Here is a 24,358-nt window from a genome sequence, read left to right on the forward strand (position 1 = left end):
TACTGTTTTACACGGGAGTTACACGGGAGGCGCCGGACGTTTGGTCGGCGCCTCCCGCGCATTTTGGAAAAGAACAATGTCAACTACCCCTGACTTGCCTGTCACGAATACCTACGGGTATCTGACCAAACACAAGCGCATCGTCGCGGGTTTGCCAAAGACGCATTGCGCGGACGCTTTCTGCATTGCCGGCGTCCTCGACGCAAAACGTCGGGGCGAATACCTGTTTCAGAAACAGACGCGCCGCCACAATCGCCAGATCCACAAGCTGACGATTCTCAAAGGCGGTGTGCGCAAGCGCCATCAGGCTCCGTACCTAGTGCACGGCTTCGGACTCTTTGACAAGGTGCTGTGCAAAGGGGAAGTCGGCTTTATTTTTGGCAGACGCTCCTCGGGTGCATTCGATGTGCGCCGTCTGGACGGTACAAAGATTTCTGCCGGTATTTCCTACAAGAAACTTTCGCTTCTTGAGAAGCGAAAGATGTTTTTAACTGAACTGAGAAAGGAGGGCCGCGATTCCTCCCGCGTCTGAAGACGCGGGTTTCCTCGCGGAATTTCTATGAATTACTGCGGTTACACAAACTGTGACGCAGCCAACGGCCCGGGCATGCGTGTCTCAGTCTTTGTTTCGGGCTGCACGCTGCACTGCAAGGGGTGCTTTAACCCCGAGTCCTGGGACTTTAAGGCGGGTAAGGTTTTCGATGAGGCGATGCTTGCGAAGGTGCTCAAAGACTGTGAGCATCCCTTTGTGTCCGGTCTGAGTGTCCTGGGGGGCGATCCCTTTGAGGCGGAAAACATGGACGGGGTGCTCGCGCTTTTAAAAGCCTTCCGCGCAAAGTTCGGCGACACCAGGACCGTGTGGATCTGGTCGGGAAGAACTTACGAAAAACTCATGAAGGACACAAAGGCCGCGCAGATCATTGCACTGAGCGACGTGCTCGTGGACGGCCCCTACATCGAGAGCCGGCGCGTGACGGAACAGGGCCAGTGGTTCGGGAGCACCAATCAGCGTGTCCTCAACATTAAATCGCTCTGAGCCTATGCAGGTCAGATTTTCCGGCGTTTTTAAAGAAAGCCCGAGACTCTGACTAGGCTAAAATACTCATTTCCCAAGCCGCCGAAGAAGTGCTTTCGGCGGTTTTTGCTTAGCTGAAAAAATCTGAGAAGGTATTAAAAATGGATCAGAAAGAAGCTCTGCTTGAACGATTCCTGCGTTACGTTGCGGTCCCCACGCAAAGTGACCCCAAGGCAGCCACCGTACCGAGTAACTCCAAAGAGTTTGACCTTGCCCGGCTCCTGGCCGATGAATTGAAGACCATGGGCTTTGTTGACGTCGAGGTTTCCGAGTACGCCGTTGTCACCGGGAAGCTTCCTTCGAATCTGCCCGCGGGCACGAAGGCCCCGAAAGTGGGCTGGTGCACGCACATGGACACCGTCAACATCGGTAAGTCCGGCGACATTCATCCGCAGGTGATCCGCGGCTACAAAGGGGGCGACATCTGCCTCAATAAAGAAAAAGACGTGTGGCTGCGCGTGAAGGACCACCCCGAAGTCGAACGCTACAAGGGCGACGACCTGGTGGTCACCGACGGTACGACCGTTTTGGGAGCGGACGACAAGAGTGCGGTTGCCAACGTTATGACCGCCATGGATATCGTGATCCGTGAAAACCGTCCGCACGGCGACATCTGGGTGTGTTTTGTCCCGGACGAAGAAATCGGCCTTTTGGGCTCCAAAAAGATTGATTTCAAGAAGTTCCCCGTGGACTTTGCCTACACGATCGACTGCTGCGAATTGGGCGAAGTCGTCTGGGAAACGTTTAATGCCGGAAGCGCGTTTCTCACGGTTGAAGGTGTGTCCGCGCACCCGATGTCTTCGAAAAACGTTCTCGTGAACCCCGTGATGGTCGTGCACGATTTTCTCAATATGCTTGACCGCGGCACGATGCCTGAGTTCACGGAAGGCCGTGAAGGCTTTATTTTGCCGAAGTCGCTCACGGCTTCTCCCTCGCAGGCCAAGCTTCTCATCAACATCCGCGACCACAGTAAGGCCGGTTACGAAGCCAAAAAGGCGCTGCTCAAGCAGGCCGTTGAATTTCTCAAAGTGCGCCACCCGCGCGCCGTCATTTCCTACACCCAGGAAGACGTCTACAGCAACATCGCCGATGCCGTGACGCCTGAGAAGCGCTCCTGCATCGACCTTTTGTATAAGGCGCTCGAAGAAGTGGGTGTGAAGGCGAAAACGATTGCCATGCGCGGCGGCACCGACGGCTCTTACATCTCCACGCAGGGTATTCCCACCCCGAATTACTTCACCGGAGCGCACAACTTCCACAGCGTGTGCGAATTTATGCCGATGAACTCCTGGGTTAAGAGCCTTGAAGTGACGTTAAAGCTCGTTGAGCTCACCGCCAAGGCCTGAGTTTGATTTGAATTTTTTCAGTTTGAGGCAGTTATGAGTTGGACAATTTGGGCGGCCGTCGTCGTTGTGTGCGTGACGGTCTGGGCCCTCATCAAGCGCTATGAAACGCGTCTGGTGCTTTTGGTTTCGGGCCTGGTGATGGCACTTCTGAGCCTTGACCCGATGATGGCTTTTAAGCAGTTTGATAAGTCCATGACCAACGGCAGTCTCATCATCGCCATCTGCTCGGCCATGGGTTTTGCCGCAGTGATTTCGGTCACCAAGTGCGACGCGCACCTTGTGCGTCTTCTCACCCAGCCCTTAAAGCGCATGGGGATTTTCCTTTTGCCCGCATGTATGGCTGTGACGAGCGTCATCGCAACGGCCATTCCTTCAATGGCGGGTCTTTGCGCGTCCGTGGGTCCCACGATCATCCCGATCATGGTGCGCGCGGGTTTTCGGCCGGCTACAGCCGCTGCCGCCGTGGGCGCGTGCCTGATGCCCGCGTACTTTAACCCGGGCGTCTCGCACAACCCCTTCATTGCGAAGCTTGCGGGTATCGACGTGATGACCTTCATCGGCAACCACGGCATGATGACCCTGGGTCTTACGATTGCCGCCATTGTGCTGATGACCGTCATCTGCATGATTTACGGCGACTACCGTAAGGAAGGGTTCGGCGAACTCAAGTCCGAGGCCGCCGCGGAACTTCCGGAACGCGCCAACGTCCTTTACGCTGTTGCGCCGCTCGTTCCCGTGGTGCTCCTTGTGTGCACGTCGCTGTGGCTGCCGCAGATGAAGATTTCGGTCGCAACCGCGATGCTCGTGGGCATGATTTACGCGCTTGCGATCACCCGCAGCAACCCCCAGGACACGATCAAGAAGTTTTTTGACGGCATGGGCAAAGGCTACGCCAACATCATCGGCATCATTATCGCCGCCGGCGTTTTTGCGGCCGGTCTGCGTGCCGCAGGCGTCATTGACCTCTTTGTTGAGTTCCTGAAAAACTCCAACGAAGTCGCCAAGATCGGCGGCAGCGTCGGGCCCTTCATCCTCGGTGTTCTCACCGGGTCCGGTGACGCCGCGGCCTTTGCCTTTAACGAAGCCGTGACGCCGCACGCACCGTCCTTCGGCATGACGATTGATTCGCTCGGCTACCTCGCGATGATGTCGGCCGGTCTCGGCCGTATGGCTTCGCCTCTGGCGGGCGGCATCATCGTGCTTTCGGGCATTGCGATGGTAAGCCCCGTGGAACTCATTAAGCGTACGGCCCCGGCAGCCGTGATTATGCTGATCGGCCTGTATTTCCTTACGTAGCCGCAACTTTTGCGGCAGGTTGTAAAGCCAGCCGCAGAGTTTGACAAAAACGCTGTTTCGGGAGTTTTTCCGGGACAGCGTTTTTTATCGGTCAGCCTGCCGCGTACTACATTGCGCGCGTTGTTAATAATCAGTTCGGCGGCTAGGCAGCCGGTGTTCTTTGGTTGCCTTTAACGTTCGCCGTCGTCACTGGTTACTCTGCGCGTGCTGTCTCTTTCCCGACAGACGCCTGTAACCGGTGTTTCTTTTTCCGGCAGGAGAGCACGCGCCTGACTTTTAAAGCAAACTAACTTTTTGAGAGCCCGTAAAGCCGCACGGGCTCTTATTTTTGTGCCTTTTCTAAATTATTTTCTTGTTGTATTCCGTTGTCTTTCCTGATATAATTTCATTAGAAAATCAAGGTCTCTTTGGGGAAGGACTATGTTCGTAAAAATCACCAAAAGCGGCAACGGCAAGTTCTCCTATGTGAAACTCGTGGAAGGGTATCGGGACGAGAAAGGCCGGGTGCGGCACCGCACCGTCAAAACCCTGGGACGCCTTGATGAACTGACAGCCAACGATCCCGACTATCTGGAAAATCTCAAACAGCAGTTCGGCAGTGAACGTGCGAGCAAAAAGCAGGCCGTTGCAGCCCTTCGGGCCCAGACGGCCGAAGCGGTGGCGCAGGTCCTTGGGCAAAGTGAGAGTCCGGCAGAGGACTTTCCTCTGCTTCGGTATGGTCACTATGCACTGAAGCAAATCTGGAATAAGACCTTGTGCTTGCCCCGCAAATTTGATTACCTGCAAAGCGAGCTCAATCAGAAAGTGCAGTTCAGCTTCAATGCCGCCGCTTCTTTCATGATTTTCAGAAAAGCCATGAGACCGAGCTCTGTGTTGGCCGGTTTCCATGATCAGGATGAGTATCTCGGCGCTCCGCTGCAGGGAATCTCTCTGCAGGCCTGCTACAGGACGCTTGATTTTCTGAAAGAGAACAAGGATGAGATTTTCAACTGGGTCAACCGTCAGATGGACAAGCACTACGGTACTGACAGAGCCACGCTTGTTTTTTATGACGTCACCAATGCGTATTTTGAGGCACCTCTGACAGATGCCGAGATGGAAAACTACCACCAGGATTTTCTGGACAAACTGCAGGCTGCTGCTGAGCAGGCCCGCGCAGAAAAAGAACTTCCAGAAGCGTGTTTTGACGATGACGGCTCCGTTCTGCCGGACACTCTGCCGCAGGACTTCATCGATGCCGTGGCTGATGATCACAATCCTGAATTTTTGAGAATGCGCGGTCCCTCAAAGGAACACCGCTCGGATCTGCCGCTGGTATCCATTGCTCTGGTCATTGACAAGAATGGTTTTCCGATGGACTTTGAGGTTTTCAAAGGCAACAGCTCCGAGTACAGAACCATGGAATCCGCCATCAGAAAACTCAAGGATAAATACAACATCGGTCATGCCATTGTTGTTGCCGACAGAGGACTCAATTCAGCTGAAAATCTGTTGATGCTCCAGCGGCTTGAGCTGGGCTACCTGGTGGCCCAAAAAGTGAGTAATCTCAATGACGAAACACTTAAGCAGATGCTTGATCTGTCGGCCTATCAATCGATTAACGACAAAGATCCCGAAAGCAACAAATACCGCGTTATTGAGGACTGGGAGCGCACCGGCAAGAGCGGCTCAGTCAAATGCTCACTGGTTCTGACCTGGAGCGAAAAACGTAAGCGCCGTGATGAAAAATTGCTTGAGATCTGGGCTGATTTGATCCGCAGAAGAAGCGGGCAAGAACTTAAAACAAGAAAGCCGGCTTGGGCAGGTATCGCCACCACCGATACTAAGGAAAAGAAGCAGGTGATCACCGGTATTGACGAAAGCGCCTTGGCAGAGCGCAAAGCGCTCTGCGGGTTTGCTGCTGTTGTTTATGACGAGTACTGCATTGAGCGGACGGAAATGGCTGACGAGCAGGAGAACAAAGCAAGGGGAGCAGCATCAGGTGCCGAGGTAAATCAGCCGGTTGACAAGGGAGAACGGATACTGAAAACGGGCAAGGAAATCGCCTCGATGTACCACTGCCTGAATCAGATTGAAACGTGCTTCCGGATCATGAAATCCAACATCGGCTTGCGCCCGATGTACGTCTGGACTTCCAGCCATATTTACGGCCATATTACGGCTTGTGTACTGGCCCTGTTGCTGCTGAGGCTGCTGCAGGACAAACTGAAAAAGCAGGGAACGCCAATCAGCATTGACACACTGTGCCGTGAACTGCACGACTCAACCGTGATGGCTCAAATCATCGATGACAACCAAATCACCTTCTACCGGTGCGGCTTCGGCCCGAAGCTGCGCAAAGGAAATGAGTTGCTGACAGAAGAAGAACTTGGTGCTCAGTACGTTGCCGGCAAAGCACGCAACCACAAAGCTGACATCCTGCAGGCCTGCGGCCTGTCGCTGCCGCCTCGGGTGTGCTCGAGGCCGGAACTTGCCTCCTGCCTCGGCACCCGCTTCCCCACCAATCGCTCCGCCGTACCCATGCTCCGTGAACTGGGACAGCGGTAGAAGTACAACAAGAAAATAATCAAAACCAGCCGTTAGACCTTGTGGTTACTGGTTTTGTCGATTTTCTGCTTTAAAACTCAGGTTCTTTGGTTGCCTTTAACGTTCGCCGTCGTCACTGGTTACTCTGCGCGTGCTGTCTCTTTCCCGACAGACGCCTGTAACCGGTGTTTCTTTTTCCGGCAGGAGAGCACGCGCGCAAAGAAGGAGGAGAACTTCTATGTTGCGTCAGTTGTCTGTGGCCGCCCTGTGCGTTGCAGCTTCGCTTTGCACCGCCGCCTTTGCTGCGTAATAGCGTCCGGTCGAAACGGCTTCGATCAAAAGAACAGACTGCATATAACCTCCGAAGACGCTGAAAAGCCGTGCCTTCCCATAGTAAGGAAAGCGCGGCTTTTACAGAAACGGAGCCGGCACTCACTCCTGCATCAGTGCTTTGAAAGAAGCGCGGCAATCTGCACGATGTCAGCCGGCAACGTTCTGCAGCAGCCGCCGATACAGCGCGCCCCGAGACTCTTCCAGCGGCCCACAAAATCGTCCCACCTGGGGTGATTCACCGGGTGATGCCAGGTTTTCGTGGCCGGATCATAGGTTTCGCCGGAATTCGGATAGACAATGAGGGGCTTATCTGTGACGGAATGCGCGAGTTCAAGCGCCCGTGCAGCCCACTCCTGGCGGATGCAGTTAAAGCCCAGCGCATCAATGTTGTCAAATGCAGAAAGGTGTCTGACGGCATCAGTTACGGGCGTGCCGTCAGCGGTGTGCTCGGCGTCTGCCAGTGAAAACGTCACCCAGGCCGAAAGCCCGTCTTCATCGGCCATTTGTGCAACGACCGCCGCTTCTTCGGGTTTGGGCTGCGTTTCAATTGCCAGAAGATCCGCGCCGGCCTCAGCCAAAGCCTTGAGCCTCAGACAGTGAAACGCGCGGTATTCGTCGCGGGTGAGAGTGTAGTTGCCGGTGTATTCGCTGCCGTCGGCAAGATACGCACCGTAAGGGCCGACGCTTCCCGCAACCAAAAGAGGTGAGTTTCTCTTTTCAGGGTGAGCGGCCAGGACCGTGTCCCGCGCACGCCGGGCAAGCGTTACCGAGAGCGCAATGAGTTCAGCGGCTTTTTCCGCGCCGATTCCCTTGGCTTTAAAACCGGCTTCACTGGCCTGGTAGCTTGCGGTGATCGCGACGTCGGCACCGGCTTCGTAGTAGCGGCGGTGCACTTCATAGATTTTTTCGGGGTCTTCGGCAAGGATCTTTGCGCTCCAGAGGCTGTCGTTGAGGTTGCAGCCCAAGGATTCGAGCGCCGTGGACATGGCGCCGTCAATGACGACACTGCCCTTGGCGGCAATGAGATCGCGGAGCGGATGATTTCGGACGGATTCGGTCACGGCGGGGATCCCTTACAAATAATTCGGATGTCCGACACGATAGCGGAATCGGTTAATGACGTCTTGCGAAAAAGCGTAATACCGCGAAAATTAAGCCCGACGCGGCGGCAGACGCGGTAAGCTCCCGCCACACGTTTTTAAGTATCTTCTGAGTCATTATGTTAAGACGCAAGCTTTTAACGGGCGCCGCAGCTGCCGCGCTGACCGCCAATGTTTCTTTTCAAGCCTTCGCCCGGGAACGCAAAACCCTCATTGTCGGGATGGATGCCGCCTATCCGCCCTTTGGTTTTCAGAACTCCAAGGCCGGCACTTATGTGGGCTTTGACGTGGATGTGATCCGCGCCATCGGTAAGGCAGAGGGCTTTGCCGTGGATATCCGCAATATGGCTTTTGACGGACTGATTCCGGCGCTGAAAACCGGCAACATCGATATCGCGATCAACGACATCACCGTAACGCCTGAGCGACAAAAGAGCGTCGATTTCAGCGACCGCTACTACATCGCCGGGCTCGGTGTGGTCGTTGCGGCCGGCAACAACACGATTAAAACCGCCAAAGACCTCGAGGGCCGAAAACTCGCGGCTTCAATCGGCTCGACCGGTGAAATTGCCGCTAAGGCAATCAAGGGTGCCGACGTGCGGATTTTCAATCAGTTGAATGAATGCTTCCTTGAACTCAGAAACGGCGGGGTAGAGGCCGTCGTCAATGACATTCCCACAAACGACTACTATGTGGCAAACGCCGGCCGCGGGCGTGTGAAGAGCCTTGCGGTGGCGCTTACGGCCGAAGATTTGGCAATTGCCGTCAAAAAAGGCAATACTGATCTTTTGGCGCGTGTGAACCGGGGTTTAAGAACCATCAAGCGTAACGGCGAATTTGCCGTTATCTATAAGAAGTGGTTCGGCAAAGAGCCCCCGAAAGCGCTTTTTGAGTAATTGTTTTATCCGGCCGGATGCGCCGGAGAAGCGGGTGTGAGATGAGCAGTTTGGGCAGAGGATTTATCAGAAAGGCGGCGGCTGTAGCCGTGACCGCGGCATTGTTGCTTTCGGGAGCCGCTTACGCGGAAAAACTCACGCCAGCGCAGTTTGAGTCGCAGTTTAAGGCGATGGCGGCTTCCGGTGAACTCGGTGCAGCGCTCACCGCAGCCTACAGTGCGGGGCCAGATAAAAAAGAGATTCTCACCGGCTACACCGCGCTTTTTGCTTCGGATGCGGTGGCCAAACGCCTTGTGGGTGAATTTGACGCCGCAGGGCTTCTTGATACCGCGAACTACCCCAAAAACGCCGAGCGGCGCGACGTGATGGCGCTTTTTGCCCAGAGTTTCACGGAAGACCTCTTTGTGAAGGGATTAAGACGCCTGACGCCTGCGGAAAAGAAAACCTACTTTAAGTTTCTCGCCTTTCGTCTTACACAGATGTCGCCCGTTCTTTGTAAGCGGGTGGCCGCGGGTGACCCCAAGGCAAGCGAAGACCAGGAGTATGTTCGCGTGATGCGGGGGCTTTATGCGGCGATGGACAAAGACCTGCTGCAGGACTTTCTGAGCGCCAGAAGCCGCGCGGTGCTCGCGGAAATCCGGGCGTTTCCTGCGGTGGCAAAGGTCAGCGGTGAGAAAGAGCGCGAGGGGCGCGACGCGATGAATGCGGCGCTCGAGGCGCGTCTGGCGGCGCTTCCTGAAGGTGAGCGCACGGCATTAAAGGCCGGGCTTACGGATCCCATGAAGGCTTCTGCTGAAAACACCTGCCGTGCGTTCGGGTTTTACCTTTCCACGATTGCGTCTCTCACGGGTGAAGCAGGCGACAACTACGTTTCCACGGCAGTGAACCGTCTTGCAGGTCACGAATGAACGAGATGCGCGTATTTTCCTCGTCGTACCTGGCTTTGTCGGAGTGCTGCCTTGATGCGCCCGGCCGGCGCCGCCCCAAGCCCGCGGACGTGACGGCGCTCTTGTTGCCCGACCTCAGAATCGAAGGCGACAAGCTTTTTGATGAGATGGCCGACATTACCTGCGGCAGTAATTCCGTCACCTGGCCCGACCGCGTCGTGACAACCGACAGCGGTACCAAAATTATGGCTGTAGGGAGCACCACCGATCCTGATGCCGCGCAGATTGCGGCTGTTGCCGTCGTGGACGAAAAAACAAAGGACATCACGGTCTGCGCGTTTGTCGAGCAGCTGCCCGGTGCCGCAATCGAGATCATCCTGCGGGATAAGGCACCCACGGACAATAACGTCACGGGAGAAATCAGCTTTGCCTGCGGTGCGGCACCCGAAAGTTACTTTGAGTGCTTTATGCCGTTTTATCTTGCCGAAGACGAAAAGCTCGTGCCGGGCAGAAAGCTCTGTCTGTCGCTGGCCGGTATCGGCTTTGATGTGAGGCGCATTGACGGCGAAGAGCCCGTCACCGCGGGGCCCCTGTTTGAAAGTCTTCAGAAGCAGTGGCTCCGGGATAATCCGGACAAAAAGCCCGCGGACTTTTCGCTTGTGCTTCAGCCTTCGGACTGCTTTTTAGCCTCTCCCTCTTACGAGACGACGTCCTGCGTGACGGTACGCCAGCCTCTGCTTGCAGTGGAAAAGATTGAGATCGCCGGGCACGGTTTTTATAAAGTTTTGTATGCGCTCGCAGGCTTTGCCGAAGACGATGTCCGTTACCTCGTGCTGCCGGTGTATGTACCAGAAACAGCCTTTGCAGAAGAACCGAGGGCAGGGGAATCTTTTGAGATGTCGGTGATGCTGACCGGGTACTTGAGAGATCCAGCGACGCTTAAGCCTCAGGAATGCCTGTGTCTGAGAATTTCCTGACACCGTAACGGCAAGGGGATCGACCGGCCGGTTAACTTTTTCCGGTTATCCGTACGCTTTGCGGAAAACGCAAAATCCCTTTGAGCCAAACTCATTGTGACCGACGGTGACTCTTCCTATTCTCTGATCATGCCAAACCAAGGAGAGAACAGCATGTTCAGACTTAAGACCGCGGCATTGGCCGCAACGATGGCCGCAGCAGCGCTTTCAGCCCAGGCTTCCGATGTTGAAGTGTTCGGGCGGCTTGATACCGGTGTGCTCTATACCGTCAATCAGGGGGACGCCAAAGACACTTTACAAATGTCCACCGGCCGTTCTACCGGCAGCCGCTGGGGGCTGAAAGCTACCGAAGATTTAGGCAATGATTGGCAGGTCGTGGCCTACCTTGAATCCGGCATCAGTTCAGATACCGGTGAATTCTGCAGCTCCTGCGGCAGCCGCATATTCGGACGACAGATGACACTGTCACTGAAGAACAATTCTTTCGGAAAAATCGCTTTCGGCCGGTCCGGAAAACCGCTTTCCGGCTCCGATGAATTCACACGAATCCGCTCTTTTACACCGTTTGGTGTGACTTACGGAGACGCGGGACTGCTCTTTTACGGTAAGGGCGGTCGTGTGGATAACGGCGTTTTCTACCAGTCACCGAGGGTTGCGGGATTAACTGCAGTTCTTGCGGCCTCAACACAGACAAGCAACCAGGAAGAACCGGAGTGGACGGACAATACACGTTTCTGGGGCGGGTCACTTGACTGGAAGGGCGGCAATCTCGGTCTGATCGTCGGCGCCGAGCAAATTGTGGTCGCGCGAGCCGATAAGGAGACGAAGGACAATCCGACTACGCTTCTGATGGGGGCGTACTACGACTTCGGCTTTATGAAACTCATGGCGGCATATCAGAAGGGCTGGGACCTTGACAGAATCGGCGCTTTTCAGGGCGGCAGCAAACTGACGATCGGCGGGAAAAACAGCATCGTGCGTTATTTTGACGCGGACTTTTACATGCTTGGTGCAACTGTCCCGGCCGGTAAAGGGCTTGTTCGGCTGAGTGCGCTATACATGACCGGCGAAAATGCGCAGCGCCTTGCCAATAACTCCGTCTCCAATGACGAAACAAAAGCCGGATACTGGGCGGTCGCTGCCGGCTATACCTATCCCTTCAGCAAGCGTACGAGCGTTTACGGAACGGTGTCTTATCTGCAGGGGACGGACGCCCTGGATAAAAAGTACAAGGTAACTACGGCTGACGGCGATCTGACGCGTTACCAGTTCGCGGTGGGTTTGGTGCACAAGTTCTGATCCGGGGAGTTGTTCTATGCAAGGTTTTGTCAAATCAGCTGTTACGGTTTTCCTGGGAAGTTTTGTCATGACTTCGGCCATGGCGCTGGAAAACTCCGTGAAGCCCGAGGTCACCGAGCCGCTTGCGGTCTCTCCCAAGGTATCGCTTCTGATCGGTAATTCGTATTCGTTCTACAACTGCGGCGTACATACCTATCTTCGCGGTTTTATGAAGGCAGGTACGCCCAAGGAGAATATGAAGACCCGGCTGCTCACCATCAGCTCTGGCGCCCTGTCATTTCATGATGTGGGCTTTTATCTGAGCCCGCATGAGCAGGATCCTTATGCAGTTGTCAAAGACGGAAAGCTCACCAAGCCCATGTTCGATGTGGTGTTGCTGCAGGGGTACTCTGCGGCGGCCGTGTCCAAAAAACGGTTGCCGTATTTTGAAAAGTATGCGGCAGCTCACGCTGAAACGATCCGCAATGCGGGCAGTACGCCGATGCTCGTGATGACCTGGACTAAACAAGATAAGCCCGGGGATATCCGTAAGCTTGCCGACAACACAATTACCATCGCCAATAAGGCCGGTATGCGTGTCGTGCCCGTCGGTTTGGCTTTTGCCGAAGTCCGCAAGCTGCGGCCGGAACTTGTGATGTATATGCCGGACAAGAGTCATCCGTCTGCAGCCGGTAGCTACCTCTACGGCGCTGTACTTTATGCAACGCTTTTTCACCGGTCGCCGGCCGCCATCGATTACCTCGGTGAGTGCGAAAAACCGTTGTCTGCGGAAACAGCGAAGTTTTTGAGGGAAGTTGCCTGGAAGACGGTGGCTGACTTTAACGGCTGGGAGCAGTAAAGTCCTACCCTGACGCAACTCGGGAGCCGGCGCTGTTGCCGGCTCTTTTGTCCTCGGCTTCTTTGGTGGATTTCCATGAGGTTTCCTAAATCTGCACGTTTCTGTGCTTTCTTTCTGTCACGACGGCGTAGCCGATCTCAGGTCCGGTAGATCTGGCTGCGGTCAACAGCCGCCTTATCCGGCGGCAGCCCCACAAGCGCAGAGACTTCGGCCTCGTAGGAAGCAAAAAGCGACTGCATGGCTTTGGCGTACCATTCAAGGAAAATCCGGACGCGCTTCATGTGCCAGGCTTCATGGCTTGCCACGATAAAGCATTCGGCCGGCGGATGAAACCATCCCGGCAAAATGGCCACGAGCCTGCCGGCCACAATATCCTCATGGATCTGCACAAGCGGCATATCCACCGCCACGCCCATGCCTTCGAGAAGCGCCGAACGGATGGCGAGAATGTCCGTTGACCGGATGGCCGAGGCAAAGTTAATGGGCTCTGTGCGTGTGCCGCGGACAAGCACCTTGGTTTCTTCGCGCACGGGCCCGGTGTAGACATGGCCTGTGTGCTGCCGGAGGTTGGCGGGTTCAATCGGCATACCGTGCTGGCTGATGTAGTCGGGGCTTGCCACAGGAAGGTAGACATTGCGGCCGCGGCTCATGTAGCAAAGGCCAGGAAGTGTGGGTTCTCCCGTGATGGTTGCAACATCGCATGCGCCTTTCTGAACGTCTGCGGCACTAAAGCCGCTCAGAATTTCCACCGTAATCTGCGGGTGCAGTTTCTGAAACTCCTGAAGAAGCGGTGTAAGGCGCCGCGCGGCAAAACCGGGCGCTGAAGAAAGCCGGATGTTGCCGGTTAAGGCACTGTTGTCGTCAATGAGTTTCTGCATCAGGCTGTCGTGTGCCTTGACGATCTGTCCCATGCGTTTGACAACAATTTTTCCGGTTTCCGTGAGCTGCAGCGGCCGCACGGAATGGTGGATGAGTTCGCAGCCAAGCGACTTTTCAAGTGCAGAGATGGCGCGCGACACAACAGACGCATCAACGTTAAGGGATTGCGCGGCAGCCGTGAGACTGCCGGTTTTGGCAAACATCAGAAAGGCGCGCCAGGCGCCGAGATCGTCGAGCTTGGACATGACCGTCCGTCCTTGACCGGGTTTATGGTTCGATACAGAAGATTGTAGAGAAGAACACTTCTTTCTATTTTGCAAAATCAGCAAAATGTCTTTGCCGAATAAACATTGATTGAGATGCTGAAAGAAGGAATACTGCATGCATCAGTTTTTGCCGGGAGCAAATCGTGCAGCGTGATGAATTTTTCTGGATTTCAGAAATTAATAAGGCCAGTGTCGTCGCAAACAGCCGCAGCGGGCTTTTGGAGCCGACAATTGCGAAAGAAGCCGCGGGCGGCATTAAGGCGCTTGATGCGGCCGCTGAAGCTGATCCCGCCAAGCGCGTCAAGCGCTACATCGACTATGAGCCGATGCTCATTGCGGCAACGGGGCCCGAGGTGACGATGCTTCACGCCGGGCGCTCAAGCCAGGACATTTTGTCTACGGTGCGTGTAGCCATTGACCGGCAGGATCTCTTTGCTGTCGCCAAGGCGCTTGACGCCGTGATCGAAAAACTTCTGAGCCTTGCGGCCGCGCACCGCGATACGATTGTTCCCAACTACACAAACGGCGTTGCTGCTCAGCCCAACAGCTACGCGCATTACCTTCTGGGCTTTACAGCGGCGTTTCTGCGGGACCGCACGCGTCTCAATGAATGTCTTGCCCGTTACAACGAATGCCCGATGGGCAGCACCGTGCTTAACGGCACAGGCTGGCCGCTCGACCGCGAAACGATGGCGAAGCTCCTTGGGTTTGACCGGCCGCGCCGCAATGCGTTTGACTCCACCTGCGTAGCGCCGGTGGACTTTCCGCTGGAGATTGCCTCCGTTGCGGCTTCCATCGGTATTCACGCGGGTTCGCTGATTAATGACATCATGGTGCAGTACGCGCAGCCCCGTCCCTGGATCATTCTGAAAGAGGGCGGTGACAACACGTATGTGTCGTCCGCGATGCCGCAGAAGCGTAATCCGGGTCTGATGAATAACTGCCGTGCGGATGCCTCGGACGTGGTCTCCGAGATGAATGCCGTCTTCTTACGGGTGCATAACCTCGTGCCGGGGATGGTTGACGGTAAGAGCGTCGCGAAGAACTCCCGTATGGCAAAGGCCGCGGTCTCGATGCTCGAGCGCTTCCTCAAGGTCTTAAATGCGCTTTGCATTAATCCGGAGAGAGCGCTTGAGGAGCTTAACAACGACTGGACGGCCTCGCAGGAAATTGCCGACCGCCTGATGCGCGACCACAAACTGCCTTTCCGTATCGGACACCATGTCGCAAGCCGCATGGTGAGCTGGGCGCGTGCCAACAACGTCCTGCCCAAAGACTTTCCCTACAGCCAGATGCAGCGCATCTACGCCGAAGAAATCCGAGAGGAGTTCCCGCAGGGACCGGCGGTGCTCCCCATGACGGAAAGTGAATTTTTGGACGCTCTGGATCCCCGCAAGATTGTGGCCGGGCGCCGCACGGCGGGAAGCTGCGCTCCGGAGGAAGTCGAGGCAATGCTCCGGGAATTCACGGGGCTTCTCAATAAAGAAAAAGAGAAGACGCAGGCAGCTGAAGCGAAAGTTGATTCGGCCCTCAGTGAGCTTGCCGCTGAGTTTCAAAAATATCTTTGAAAAAGGACTGAAGGAGATTAATCATGTCGGCACTTTTACCCTGGATAGCCGTCATTGTGACGGTGCTGGCGGGCTGGGCGCTCATTAAGCGCTACCAGACCCATATGGTGTTGCTTTTTGCCGGGCTTGTCATCCTTATTTGCGTGGCGCTCATGGGCGGCGCGGGATTCCTTCCGAAGGGCGTTAAGCCCTCGGGCTTCTGGCTCTTTGATATTTTTGCGACCCTCAAATCGATTGCAACGAAACAGAGCTCCGGGATTGGGTTTCTCATCATGACCGCGGGCGGTTTTGCCGCTTACATGGACAAAATCGGCGCGGCAAGGGCGCTTGTTGACGTGGCCGTCAAACCGCTTTCGAAACTCAAGGCCCCGTACCTCGTGCTTGCGGGCGGCTACATCGTGGGTCAGTTGCTCGTCACGGTGATTCCGTCTGCCGCCGGTCTTGCGATGCTGCTTCTCGTGGCGCTTTTCCCGATTTTAAAAGCCGTGGGCACTTCCCCGGCCGCCGCGGCTTCCGTGATCGGGACCTCCGCGGGCATGACCTTTGCACCGACCGCGGGTACCGCGAGTCTCGCCGCCAAGGTCGCAGGGCTCGATCCCATTATTTATCTCGTACAGTATCAGCTGCCGCTTGCGGTTCCGACGCTTATTGTCTGCTGCGTGGCGCACTACTTCGTGCAGCGCTATTACGACCGCAAGAACACTGACGTTTACGCGGAGGCGGCCGCCGTCAAGGCCGCTGATGTGCCGGCAGTTCCCAAGTGGTATGCCCTTTTCCCGGTGCTGCCGATTGCGCTGCTCATCATCTTTTCCAAGCTCGTAGTTACATCTGTGAAGCTTGATACGATCGCCGCTCTTTTCATGGTTTGGGTGGGCGTCGTCATCATCGAAATCATCCGCTACCGCGACGTGAAGAAGATCTTCAAAGACGCCATGGCGATGTTTCAGGCGATGGGCAAGATGTTTGCCGGCATTGTGGCGCTCATTATCTGCGCCGAGTTCTTTGCAACGGGCCTGAAGACCTCGGGCCTCATCGATATCCTGATTAATTCCGCGCAGGGCGTGGGCGCCGGTATGGGCGCGATGACCGTACTTCTGACCGGGATCGTCTCGATCGTTACGTTCCTCACTGGTTCCGGCGTCGGTGCGTACTCGTCCTTTGCGGCCTTGGCGCCGGATGTTGCCGCGGGCCTCGGCGGCTCGGTCGAAGCGCTTGTGACGCCCATGCAGTTTGCTTCCGGGATGCTTCGGGCCATGAGCCCGGTTGCCGGCGTGATCATTGCCGTTGCCGGTGCGGCCGGCGTTTCTCCGATGGCGATTGTGCGGCGTACCTGGATTCCGATGATTGCAGGTATGGTGACGACACTCGTCTTTAACCAGATTTTCTTCGGCTGATTTTCACTTCTCCTCTTTCGAAGAAAAGAGCAGCGCTCAGTCTTTGGTTCAGGCTGAGCGCTGTTTTTCTCTTCGTCTGTTCAGAATACACATGCTCTTTCGGGGAGCAGTAGCCGGCAACGCGGCAGATAAGCCTGCGTTCGCCGGTAACACGCCTTTTGGCCAAAAAGAGAAAATCCCGGCGGCGGATATGATGCCTTGCTCCATGTCAGGCATTCTGTTTTTCTCTGTGCTGCGTCCGCGCCGGGATTTTCCAATAGCGGACCCTACATCCAAACACGACAATTCATGTCGCATTGAAAACACAGTAATTCCAAAATTACGCGCGTCCTGCCTTAGAATAAATTACAAATTCCAAGGAGGCCGCCATGCCGCGCCATATTGACCAAAACGGGGTCACGGACGCCCTGCTCATTATTTCGATTCTCAAGCAGATTCCCACGAGTCGCTGGATCAGCGGTCCGCAGATTCAGCAGAATCTTTCGGAACTCGGCATCGAGATTGAGGCGCGCCGGATGCAGCGGCTTTTAAAAAGCATCCGTGACTGCGAACAGCTCCATGTGGACGTGAACGACAAAAGTAAGCCCTTCGGCTACCGAAGACAGGTCCCCGAGACCGATCTCGCAGTTGATCAGTTGAAGCCCGCCGAGGCGCTTTTGTTCCGTCTTTTTGAAGAACACATGCAGTATCAGCTGCCGGCGCCGCTTTTAAAGTCGCTGTCGCCTTTTTTTGCAGCCGCTAAAAGTTCGCTCAACGAAACAAAAAACGGCCGCACGCATGAGTGGCTCAGAAAAGTGGCCTTTGTGTCGGGGACGGTACCGATGATGCGGCCGAGGATACTGCCGCGCGTCTTTGATGCGGTGAGTGAAGCTCTCTACCGCGATGCAAAGTTAAAGATTTCATTTGAAAACCGGAAAGGGGAGAAGTCCAAGGCCGAAGTTTCGCCCCTGGGACTTGTGCAGCAGGAGCAGAGGCTCTACCTTGTCTGCCGCTTTGAGAATTACGACAACGTCCGGCACCTGGCACTGCACCGCATAACGTACGCCGAGGTGCTCGATTTTCCGGCCGAGCGCCCCAAAGACTTTTCTCTGGAACGCTATATCCGGGACCGCCACTTTAATTACAGCAATGGCGGCCGCATCAGGCTCGAAATTGAATTTACCAATCCCGAAACCGCCCGCAACATGAGCGAAACGCCCTTTAACAGCACGCAGGTTCTGACGGAACTCCCCGACGGCGCCTGGCGGCTTGAAGCTGTGATGGACGACACGGTCGTTTTGCAAGGGTGGATCGCCGCCTGGCACGACATTGCCGGTATGCGACTTGTGAAGAAGACGCCCGTTGAGACACCGGTCAAGGATTAGTGTTTCCCGTGGCAGCACCCGCAGGCCGTTTCGTGCGGCTGCATGGCGCAGTTGGGTTCAACGCCTGATGCGCGCAGATAGTCTGCGCCCCAGGCGTACATGGCTTCCAGAACCGGGCGGATGCTGCGGCCGCGCTCGGTGAGCGAATACTCCACTTTGGGCGGCACCACGGCATAAACGCGCCGTGCGACAAGGCCGTCGCGTTCAAGTTCCCTGAGCTGCGTGGTGAGCGTTTTCGGCGTGGCGGCCGTCACGATCCTTTGCAGCTCAGAAAAGCGCAGTGTCCCGTCCGTGAGACGCCAGAGAATGAGCGCCTTGTACTTTCCGCCGATAAGCCCGAGCGTTGCTTCCACCGGGCAGTGGATGTCGCCCACGGGTATTGTTGCTGTTTTCATGGTATCAAAAAAGATAGTAGTTGTATTTTTTAACCGTTCTTCCAAAAAGAAAGTTTAATACCTAAAATCAGTTGTAACGTCAACTACCCCTGACTGAAGTCAGAGGCTTGGCAACAAGTCTTGGTTGACTAGCCTCAGTCCGTTTTCGGACGGACTCCGTTGGTTGGGAATCCGTTCCGTCGCAAGACGGGACGCAAACAGGCACCGCGGGATGTCGATCCTAGTCCCGCGCTCTGCGGTCTGCGGTTAAAAGCTCTGAGAGGTAGGAGCGGTGCTTCAGACAACAAACCCCTTCCAACATTGGCGAAGGATCACCACCGACCGCAAGGTCGAGAAGACGGAACCTGTGAGGTATCAAGGTATCCGTCAAAGGAGAACACTTTGAAAGTATTTGTTTTGAACATGCGCGGGCAACCGCTCATGCCGTGCTCCCCGCCCAAGGCACGTAAGCTCCTTCGGGCCGGGAAGGCCGTGCCTGTGCGCCGAACGCCCTTTGTGATTCAACTGACGGTGCCGACGGGCGAAACCAAGCAGCCGATCACCTTGGGTGTGGATGCGGGCTACAAGCACGTCGGCCTGAGCGCAACGACCGCCAAGGAAGAGTTGTTGGCTTCCGAGGTCGAACTGCGGCAGGACGTGACGGACTTGCTCTCGGATCGCTTGGCACTTCGCCGCGCCCGACGCAATCGCAAGACGCGCTACCGCGCACCACGCTTCGACAACCGCGTTCGATCGAAGCACAAGGGCTGGCTTGCGCCGTCCGTGGAGAACCGCATTCAGGCGCACATATCGCGCATTGAAGCGGTTTGCCGAGTGCTTCCGATCACCAATATCGTGATTGAAACCGCATCCTTCGACATTCAGAAGATCAAGAATCCCGAAGTCGAAGGCACGGACTATCAGCAGGGCGAGCAGCTTGGCTTTTGGAACGTGCGCGAATATGTGCTGTTCCGCGACGGTCACGTTTGCCAAGCCTGCAAAGGCAGATCGAAAGATCTGATTCTCAACGTGCATCACATTGAGAGTCGGAAAACGGGAGGCGACGCGCCGGGCAACCTCATTACGCTCTGCGAGGCGTGCCACAAGGCGTATCACGCAGGCAAGTTGAAGCAGTTTAGTCCCCGGCGCGGCGCTTCTTTCAGGGCAGAGACTTTCATGGGCATCATGCGTTGGACGGTGCTCAACCGCCTGCGCGAGCGCCATCCCGAATTGCCTGTCACGAATACCTACGGGTATCTGACCAAACACAAGCGCATCGTCGCGGGCTTGCCGAAGACGCATTGCGCGGACGCTTTCTGCATTGCCGGCGTCCTCGACGCAAAACGTCGGGGCGAATACCTGTTTCAGAAACAGATGCGCCGCCACAATCGCCAGATCCACAAGCTGACGATTCTCAAAGGCGGTGTGCGCAAGCGCCATCAGGCTCCGTACCTAGTGCACGGCTTCAGGCTCTTTGACAAGGTGCTGAGCAAAGGGGAAGTCGGCTTTATTTTTGGCAGACGCTCCTCGGGTGCATTCGATGTGCGCCGTCTGGACGGTACAAAGATTTCTGCCGGTATTTCGTACAAGAAACTTTCGCTTCTTGAGAAGCGAAAGACGTTTTTAACCGAACTGAGAAAGGAGGACGGCGATTCCTCCCGTGTCTGAAGACGCGGGTTTCCTCGCGGAATTTCTATGAAGGAAGTTCATTTTGATGTGCGCGGCATGAGCTGCGCAGCCTGTTCTGCGCGCGTGGAAAAAGCCGCTGAGTCGGTCGCGGGAACAGAGGGTGTTGCCGTCAATCTGCTCAAAAACAGCATGGTCTGCTCGGTTGACGACACGAAAGCCGATGCCGTGATTGCGGCCGTTGAGAAAGCCGTGGCTGATGCGGGTTACGAAGCCCTTTGCCGCGAAGAGGGCAAGACCGCCAAAGGTTCTGAAAACGAGCTGCAGGCAGCGGCAGACGCTGAAACCGGGCAGCTCAAAATCCGCCTTTACACCTCCGTTGTTTTGTGCGTGATTCTGATGGCGGCAGCCATGGGTCCGATGGCCGGGCTCGCCGTCCCCGCGTTTTTGGATCCGAGGGTAAGCCCCGTGTCGGCGGCGTTGACGCAGCTCCTGCTCACGATTCCCGTGGTGGCGCTTAACTTCAAGTTTTTCCGGCAGGGCACAAAGGGCCTTATCCACGGTGCGCCCAACATGGATACGCTTGTGGCGATCGGGGCCGGTGCGTCGCTTCTTTTCGGCATCTTTGCGCTTTACCGCATGGTTTTTGCCCTTGAGGCCGGCGACGCAGCGCAGACGATGCACTACGCGCATAACCTCTACTTTGACTCGGCCGCGATGATTCTGACGCTCATTACCGTCGGAAAATATTTTGAGGCAAGAGCCAAAGGCAAAACCACGGCCGCGGTTTCAGCGCTTTTAAAGCTTGTTCCGGAAACCGCGGTGGTTATGAGAAACGGCACTGAAGTCACCGTAAAGGCCGCAGAGATCGTTGCCGGTGACACCGTGGTTTTAAAAACCGGGGAGCGTATCCCCGTGGACGGCGTGGTTGTTGAGGGGACGGCAACGGTGGATGAGTCGGCGATGACCGGTGAAAGCCTGCCGGTTGCCAAAGCCGCGGGTGACAGTTTGTCGGGCGCAACGCTCATGACAAGCGGCCGTCTTTTGATGCGCGCCGTGCGGGTGGGGGATGAGACGGCACTTGCGCAGATCATTCGCCTCGTGGATGAGGCAACATCAGGAAAAGCACCGGTCGCGCGGCTTGCGGATAAAGTGAGCGCTTACTTTGTGCCCGCAGTGATCGGCATTGCTTTTGTGACGGCCGCCGTGTGGCTCGTGTGCGGCTACAGCTGGGAATTTGCCGCAACCTGTGCGGTCAGTGTCCTCGTGATTTCCTGCCCGTGCGCCCTGGGCCTTGCCACTCCCACGGCCATCATGGTGGGAACGGGCAGAGGCGCTGCCGAGGGACTTTTATTTAAGTCGGCGGAAGTGATTGAAAAGACGCGCTCCGTTACAACCGTTATTCTCGATAAAACGGGAACCGTGACCGAGGGCCGTCCGGCACTCACCGACATCGTGCCGCTTGCCGGCCAAAACGCAGACGAAGTTCTTACGCTTGCGGCTTCTGTTGAAGTCTTAAGCGAACATCCGCTGGCAAAGGCCGTTGCCGGGGCCGTCAAGGAAAAGAATTTGGCTTTACTGAAGGCAGAGGCCTTCACGCAGGCGCCGGGCCGTGTTGAGGCACTTGTGAGCGGCCGCAAAATCGCGGTGGGCAACGTTTCGGTGCTGGACGACACCGAAGCGCAGAAACTCAGCCCCGCGCTTGAAAAGCTTGCCGACGAGGGAAAGACGGCGCTCGTTGTCGTTGCTGACGGTAAGCCGCTTGCGGTGCTTGCGGTGGCCGACGCCGTCAAACCGGAGAGCCATCAGGCGATTGCGGCTCTGAAGGCCAGGGGCCTTAAGGTGCGGATTGTCACCGGAGACAACGCCCGTACGGCAGCCGCGGTGGCGCGCGCCGTGGGGCTCACTGCGGCGGACGTGACCGCTCAGGTTATGCCTGCGGACAAAGAGCGCATCGTGCGTGAGCTGCAGGCCGGCGGCGAAACGGTTCTCATGGTCGGAGACGGCATCAACGATGCGCCGGCCCTGACGCGCGCGGATATCGGGATGGCAATCGGCGCGGGCACCGACGTTGCGGTGGAGTCGGCCGATATTGTGCTCGTGAGAAGCCGTCTCACGGACGTTGCCGCGGCCTATGACCTTTCTGCGGCCGTCATGCGCAATATCAAGGAAAACCTCTTTTGGGCGTTCTTTTATAACGCGGTCGGGATTCCGGTTGCCGCAGGCGTCTTTTACCTGTGGCTTGGCTGGACGTTAAATCCGATGATTGCCGCGGCGGCGATGAGCATGAGTTCGGTTTCGGTGGTCAGTAACGCCTTAAGGCTCAGAGGCTGGAAGCGCGCAGCCGATCTCGCCGTCACCGTCAAGGCGCAGACAAAAGAGCGCCCCGAACCGCAGAAAGAACAACAGCCCGAAACACCGTGCGATGCGAAGCTCATTGTGGAAGGCATGCACTGCCCGCACTGCTCGGGGCGCGTCGAAAAGGCGCTCGCAGCCACGGCCGGCGTCACAAAGGCCGAGGTGGATCTCGCAAAGAAAACCGCCTTGGTCTGGGGGAGCGCTTCAGCTGAAACGCTCAAAGCGGCTGTTGTTGCCGCGGGTTACACCGTTTCTTCAACTACAACCAAAAAGAAGGAAATCAAAATGACAACCTACGTTCTCACAGTTAACGGCATGCACTGCACCCACTGCAGCGGCAGTGTTCAGAAGGCGCTCTCGGCCGTGGCGGGCGTCACCAAAGCCGCGGTGGATCTTGAAAGCAAAAAGGCGACGGTCGAAGGCGAGGGTGTGAGCCCTGAGGCGCTTAAAGCGGCCGTGACGGATGCGGGCTTTGAAGTTGCCGACATCCGCTCCGAATAAAGAAGAAAACGCTCAATCAGCTGCCCGTAAAAAGGCGGCTGATTTCTTCCGGGCGCGGCAGGGAGCTTGCTTCTTCCGCGCTTCTTAACCACTGGTGCACGGGCTTCAGAATTTCGAGCTTTACGCGGAAGCGGTCGGCTTCCGAGACCACAAGCCCTTTCTTTTTGAGGCTTGTCATGCTGCGCTCAAGCGCTGCGCTTGAACAGTTCACCACGTATCTGAGCGCTTCGCCGCGCAAAATGAGCGGCATATCCACCCAGGTTTCGCCGTCAATCTCGGCGAGCTTACCGTAAACGGATGCCCAGGACATAAAAAACGCGAGCACGCGCTCATCAATGTCGAGAAGGGTCTCTGCGGCAAAGCCCAGGCGGTCAGAGAGCGCCGCAAGCTCAAACTGTGCGGCAATCAAAAGGAGAAACTCAGTGTTTTTCTTCGCAAGGCTCATCACGAGTTCCTGCGGAACCGACACGACAACACTCGGCACCAGCGCAAAATAGCGGCCCACGCAGGGGCGGCCCGTGAAGAAATTGAGGTTGCCGCAGGCCAGGCGCCCGGGGAGCCCTATCGCAACCGACAGACGGCTTTGTGCAAAGGGTGAACTCACACAGCGCGCAGTGATGCCGGATTTGACCATCACAAGCTGATCGACGCGTTCAGAGGCACCCAAAACCGGGTCTTTGGGCGCAAGCGTCCGCTCAACGCCCCAGCGTTCGATAAGCGACTTGATTTCCGGGTGCAGCACGGGGTGAATCCAGGGCATCACCGGGGACTTGGGGCCGGATAACCCGTCCCAAGGGGCGTCGCGCGTATCGGCGATGTCCTTAAACCACTGTCCTGAAGGTGCCCGCATGGCCGCTGCTCCTCTCAATAAAACAAACCGCTCGGTCGAAAATTCGAAGTGACTACAGAATAGTGCCTGCCGCTGCGGGCGTCAATACGATGGTGCCGTTGCGTTTTGCGCGCTTGCCGGCCTTTAAAACGGCCTTATCCTTGGTGACAACAAAGTCGGCCTTCACAAAGTCCGCAAGCCGCAGAAACTTCACGTCATCGCGGTCCTTGCACCGGAGTGTTGTGGTGAAATCAGCGGGGATGGTGATTCCGAAAGAGAGGCTGTGCCAGAGCCTCAGAATCTCACACTGATTGGCCACCGTCAGTTCAAACTGAGGGCGTCGGATCACGTCGGCAAGTTCGTCCACCGTGTCGTCGCTTCGCACCGCCCAGAAGCGGTCGTAATAGAGCGCGTCTTTAACGGGGGCGGCAGTTTTGTCTTCCCAAAACCAAAAATCCAGAAGGACATTCGTGTCAATCACCACCACGGGCCGCGTGCGCCGGCCCGGTACCAGAGCGAGGTCGGCTTCAAGCGCCGCCCTGCGCTCCGGAGTCGGGTGGTGCTTTTGGCGCAGTTCCAGGAGAAACTGCGCCGTGGGAAGCGTCGCGGCAAAGGGTGTCACCGGT

General features: G+C 56.4%; 20 protein-coding genes. 15 read left to right on the forward strand and 5 right to left on the reverse strand.

Going from position 1 to position 24,358, the window contains the following annotated elements:
* Window positions 1-76: 76 nt before the first annotated feature.
* The 5 genes from BQ7486_RS10710 (at window position 77) to BQ7486_RS12555 (ending at window position 6,264) form a co-directional block, all read left to right on the forward strand.
* The gene (locus BQ7486_RS10710; RefSeq protein ID WP_235836791.1) at window positions 77-532 is read left to right on the forward strand and encodes a hypothetical protein; all 456 of its coding nucleotides are present in this window, start codon (window positions 77-79) and stop codon (window positions 530-532) included.
* A gap of 27 nt (window positions 533-559) precedes the next feature.
* Window positions 560-1,036 (forward strand): anaerobic ribonucleoside-triphosphate reductase activating protein, encoded by a 477-nt coding sequence (gene nrdG / locus BQ7486_RS10715; protein WP_022373106.1) that lies wholly within the window; start codon window positions 560-562, stop codon window positions 1,034-1,036.
* 140 nt (window positions 1,037-1,176) lie between these two features.
* Window positions 1,177-2,421, forward strand: a complete 1,245-nt coding sequence (gene pepT / locus BQ7486_RS10720) for a peptidase T (RefSeq protein WP_074009988.1) — start codon at window positions 1,177-1,179, stop codon at window positions 2,419-2,421.
* Window positions 2,422-2,454: 33 nt separating this feature from the next.
* A complete protein-coding gene (gene dcuC, locus BQ7486_RS10725; RefSeq protein ID WP_022373108.1) occupies window positions 2,455-3,717 on the forward strand; it encodes a C4-dicarboxylate transporter DcuC in 1,263 nt (420 codons plus the stop codon).
* A gap of 420 nt (window positions 3,718-4,137) precedes the next feature.
* A complete protein-coding gene (locus BQ7486_RS12555) occupies window positions 4,138-6,264 on the forward strand; it encodes an IS1634 family transposase (RefSeq protein WP_074009989.1) in 2,127 nt (708 codons plus the stop codon).
* A 422-nt stretch (window positions 6,265-6,686) separates the two neighbouring features.
* On the opposite strand, the gene mmuM is transcribed toward BQ7486_RS12555, so the two are convergent.
* Entirely contained in the window at window positions 6,687-7,637 is a 951-nt protein-coding gene (gene mmuM, locus BQ7486_RS10735) for a homocysteine S-methyltransferase (protein ID WP_074009990.1), read from the reverse strand.
* Between the two features lie 158 nt (window positions 7,638-7,795).
* On the opposite strand from mmuM, the gene BQ7486_RS10740 reads away from it, so the two are divergent.
* The 5 genes from BQ7486_RS10740 (at window position 7,796) to BQ7486_RS10760 (ending at window position 12,573) form a co-directional block, all read left to right on the forward strand.
* Window positions 7,796-8,572, forward strand: coding sequence for a basic amino acid ABC transporter substrate-binding protein (locus BQ7486_RS10740; RefSeq protein WP_074009991.1), 777 nt, complete (start codon window positions 7,796-7,798; stop codon window positions 8,570-8,572).
* 89 nt (window positions 8,573-8,661) lie between these two features.
* Entirely contained in the window at window positions 8,662-9,480 is an 819-nt protein-coding gene (locus BQ7486_RS10745; protein WP_143183151.1) for a hypothetical protein, read from the forward strand.
* Window positions 9,481-9,485: 5 nt separating this feature from the next.
* Entirely contained in the window at window positions 9,486-10,436 is a 951-nt protein-coding gene (locus tag BQ7486_RS10750) for a hypothetical protein (protein ID WP_143183152.1), read from the forward strand.
* 153 nt (window positions 10,437-10,589) lie between these two features.
* Window positions 10,590-11,735, forward strand: coding sequence for a porin (locus tag BQ7486_RS10755; RefSeq protein WP_074009994.1), 1,146 nt, complete (start codon window positions 10,590-10,592; stop codon window positions 11,733-11,735).
* A gap of 67 nt (window positions 11,736-11,802) precedes the next feature.
* The gene (locus tag BQ7486_RS10760) at window positions 11,803-12,573 is read left to right on the forward strand and encodes an SGNH/GDSL hydrolase family protein (protein ID WP_235836792.1); all 771 of its coding nucleotides are present in this window, start codon (window positions 11,803-11,805) and stop codon (window positions 12,571-12,573) included.
* A gap of 137 nt (window positions 12,574-12,710) precedes the next feature.
* Here the strand turns inward: BQ7486_RS10760 and BQ7486_RS10765 are convergent, their stop codons facing one another.
* Window positions 12,711-13,697, reverse strand: coding sequence for a LysR family transcriptional regulator (locus tag BQ7486_RS10765; RefSeq protein ID WP_074009995.1), 987 nt, complete (start codon window positions 13,695-13,697; stop codon window positions 12,711-12,713).
* A gap of 164 nt (window positions 13,698-13,861) precedes the next feature.
* Here BQ7486_RS10765 and BQ7486_RS10770 point away from each other — a divergent pair, with 164 nt between their 5' ends.
* From BQ7486_RS10770 to BQ7486_RS10780, 3 genes are all read left to right on the forward strand, one after another.
* The gene (locus BQ7486_RS10770; protein ID WP_084765915.1) at window positions 13,862-15,286 is read left to right on the forward strand and encodes an argininosuccinate lyase; all 1,425 of its coding nucleotides are present in this window, start codon (window positions 13,862-13,864) and stop codon (window positions 15,284-15,286) included.
* Between the two features lie 23 nt (window positions 15,287-15,309).
* Window positions 15,310-16,680 carry a C4-dicarboxylate transporter DcuC gene (gene dcuC / locus BQ7486_RS10775; RefSeq protein ID WP_074009997.1) on the forward strand — a complete coding sequence of 457 codons (1,371 nt, stop codon included), beginning with the start codon at window positions 15,310-15,312 and terminating at the stop codon, window positions 16,678-16,680.
* Window positions 16,681-17,048: 368 nt separating this feature from the next.
* Window positions 17,049-18,044 carry a helix-turn-helix transcriptional regulator gene (locus BQ7486_RS10780; RefSeq protein ID WP_022373879.1) on the forward strand — a complete coding sequence of 332 codons (996 nt, stop codon included), beginning with the start codon at window positions 17,049-17,051 and terminating at the stop codon, window positions 18,042-18,044.
* On the opposite strand, the gene BQ7486_RS10785 is transcribed toward BQ7486_RS10780, so the two are convergent.
* Complete coding sequence (locus BQ7486_RS10785; RefSeq protein WP_074009998.1) at window positions 18,041-18,439, reverse strand: winged helix-turn-helix transcriptional regulator; 399 nt, start codon at window positions 18,437-18,439, stop codon at window positions 18,041-18,043. The two genes, BQ7486_RS10780 and BQ7486_RS10785, sit on opposite strands and share 4 nt — an antisense overlap.
* Before the next feature lie 396 nt (window positions 18,440-18,835).
* On the opposite strand from BQ7486_RS10785, the gene iscB reads away from it, so the two are divergent.
* The gene (iscB, locus tag BQ7486_RS10790; RefSeq protein ID WP_268874103.1) at window positions 18,836-20,086 is read left to right on the forward strand and encodes an RNA-guided endonuclease IscB; all 1,251 of its coding nucleotides are present in this window, start codon (window positions 18,836-18,838) and stop codon (window positions 20,084-20,086) included.
* A gap of 27 nt (window positions 20,087-20,113) precedes the next feature.
* On the forward strand, window positions 20,114-22,903 hold the full coding sequence (locus BQ7486_RS10795; RefSeq protein WP_074010000.1) for a heavy metal translocating P-type ATPase: 2,790 nt from the start codon (window positions 20,114-20,116) through the stop codon (window positions 22,901-22,903).
* A 16-nt stretch (window positions 22,904-22,919) separates the two neighbouring features.
* On the opposite strand, the gene BQ7486_RS10800 is transcribed toward BQ7486_RS10795, so the two are convergent.
* The gene (locus tag BQ7486_RS10800; RefSeq protein ID WP_074010001.1) at window positions 22,920-23,753 is read right to left on the reverse strand and encodes a cyclic nucleotide-binding domain-containing protein; all 834 of its coding nucleotides are present in this window, start codon (window positions 23,751-23,753) and stop codon (window positions 22,920-22,922) included.
* 52 nt (window positions 23,754-23,805) lie between these two features.
* The gene (locus BQ7486_RS10805) at window positions 23,806-24,354 is read right to left on the reverse strand and encodes a putative toxin-antitoxin system toxin component, PIN family (protein WP_074010002.1); all 549 of its coding nucleotides are present in this window, start codon (window positions 24,352-24,354) and stop codon (window positions 23,806-23,808) included.
* Window positions 24,355-24,358: the final 4 nt, after the last annotated feature.

It is taken from the genome of Duodenibacillus massiliensis (genome assembly GCF_900128485.1).
Taxonomy (GTDB): domain Bacteria; phylum Pseudomonadota; class Gammaproteobacteria; order Burkholderiales; family Burkholderiaceae_F; genus Duodenibacillus; species Duodenibacillus massiliensis.

What these genes read in the sequence shown, in the direction of transcription:
- BQ7486_RS10710 (WP_235836791.1), top strand. Translation starts at nt 77, where the DNA reads ATGTCAACTACCCCTGACTTGCCTGTCACGAATACCTACGGGTATCTG.
- nrdG (WP_022373106.1), top strand. Translation starts at nt 560, where the DNA reads ATGAATTACTGCGGTTACACAAACTGTGACGCAGCCAACGGCCCGGGC.
- pepT (WP_074009988.1), top strand. Translation starts at nt 1,177, where the DNA reads ATGGATCAGAAAGAAGCTCTGCTTGAACGATTCCTGCGTTACGTTGCG.
- dcuC (WP_022373108.1), top strand. Translation starts at nt 2,455, where the DNA reads ATGAGTTGGACAATTTGGGCGGCCGTCGTCGTTGTGTGCGTGACGGTC.
- BQ7486_RS12555 (WP_074009989.1), top strand. Translation starts at nt 4,138, where the DNA reads ATGTTCGTAAAAATCACCAAAAGCGGCAACGGCAAGTTCTCCTATGTG.
- BQ7486_RS10740 (WP_074009991.1), top strand. Translation starts at nt 7,796, where the DNA reads ATGTTAAGACGCAAGCTTTTAACGGGCGCCGCAGCTGCCGCGCTGACC.
- BQ7486_RS10750 (WP_143183152.1), top strand. Translation starts at nt 9,486, where the DNA reads ATGCGCGTATTTTCCTCGTCGTACCTGGCTTTGTCGGAGTGCTGCCTT.
- BQ7486_RS10755 (WP_074009994.1), top strand. Translation starts at nt 10,590, where the DNA reads ATGTTCAGACTTAAGACCGCGGCATTGGCCGCAACGATGGCCGCAGCA.
- BQ7486_RS10760 (WP_235836792.1), top strand. Translation starts at nt 11,803, where the DNA reads ATGACTTCGGCCATGGCGCTGGAAAACTCCGTGAAGCCCGAGGTCACC.
- BQ7486_RS10765 (WP_074009995.1), bottom strand. Translation starts at nt 13,697, where the DNA reads ATGTCCAAGCTCGACGATCTCGGCGCCTGGCGCGCCTTTCTGATGTTT.
- dcuC (WP_074009997.1), top strand. Translation starts at nt 15,310, where the DNA reads ATGTCGGCACTTTTACCCTGGATAGCCGTCATTGTGACGGTGCTGGCG.
- BQ7486_RS10780 (WP_022373879.1), top strand. Translation starts at nt 17,049, where the DNA reads ATGCCGCGCCATATTGACCAAAACGGGGTCACGGACGCCCTGCTCATT.
- BQ7486_RS10785 (WP_074009998.1), bottom strand. Translation starts at nt 18,439, where the DNA reads ATGAAAACAGCAACAATACCCGTGGGCGACATCCACTGCCCGGTGGAA.
- BQ7486_RS10795 (WP_074010000.1), top strand. Translation starts at nt 20,114, where the DNA reads ATGAAGGAAGTTCATTTTGATGTGCGCGGCATGAGCTGCGCAGCCTGT.
- BQ7486_RS10800 (WP_074010001.1), bottom strand. Translation starts at nt 23,753, where the DNA reads ATGCGGGCACCTTCAGGACAGTGGTTTAAGGACATCGCCGATACGCGC.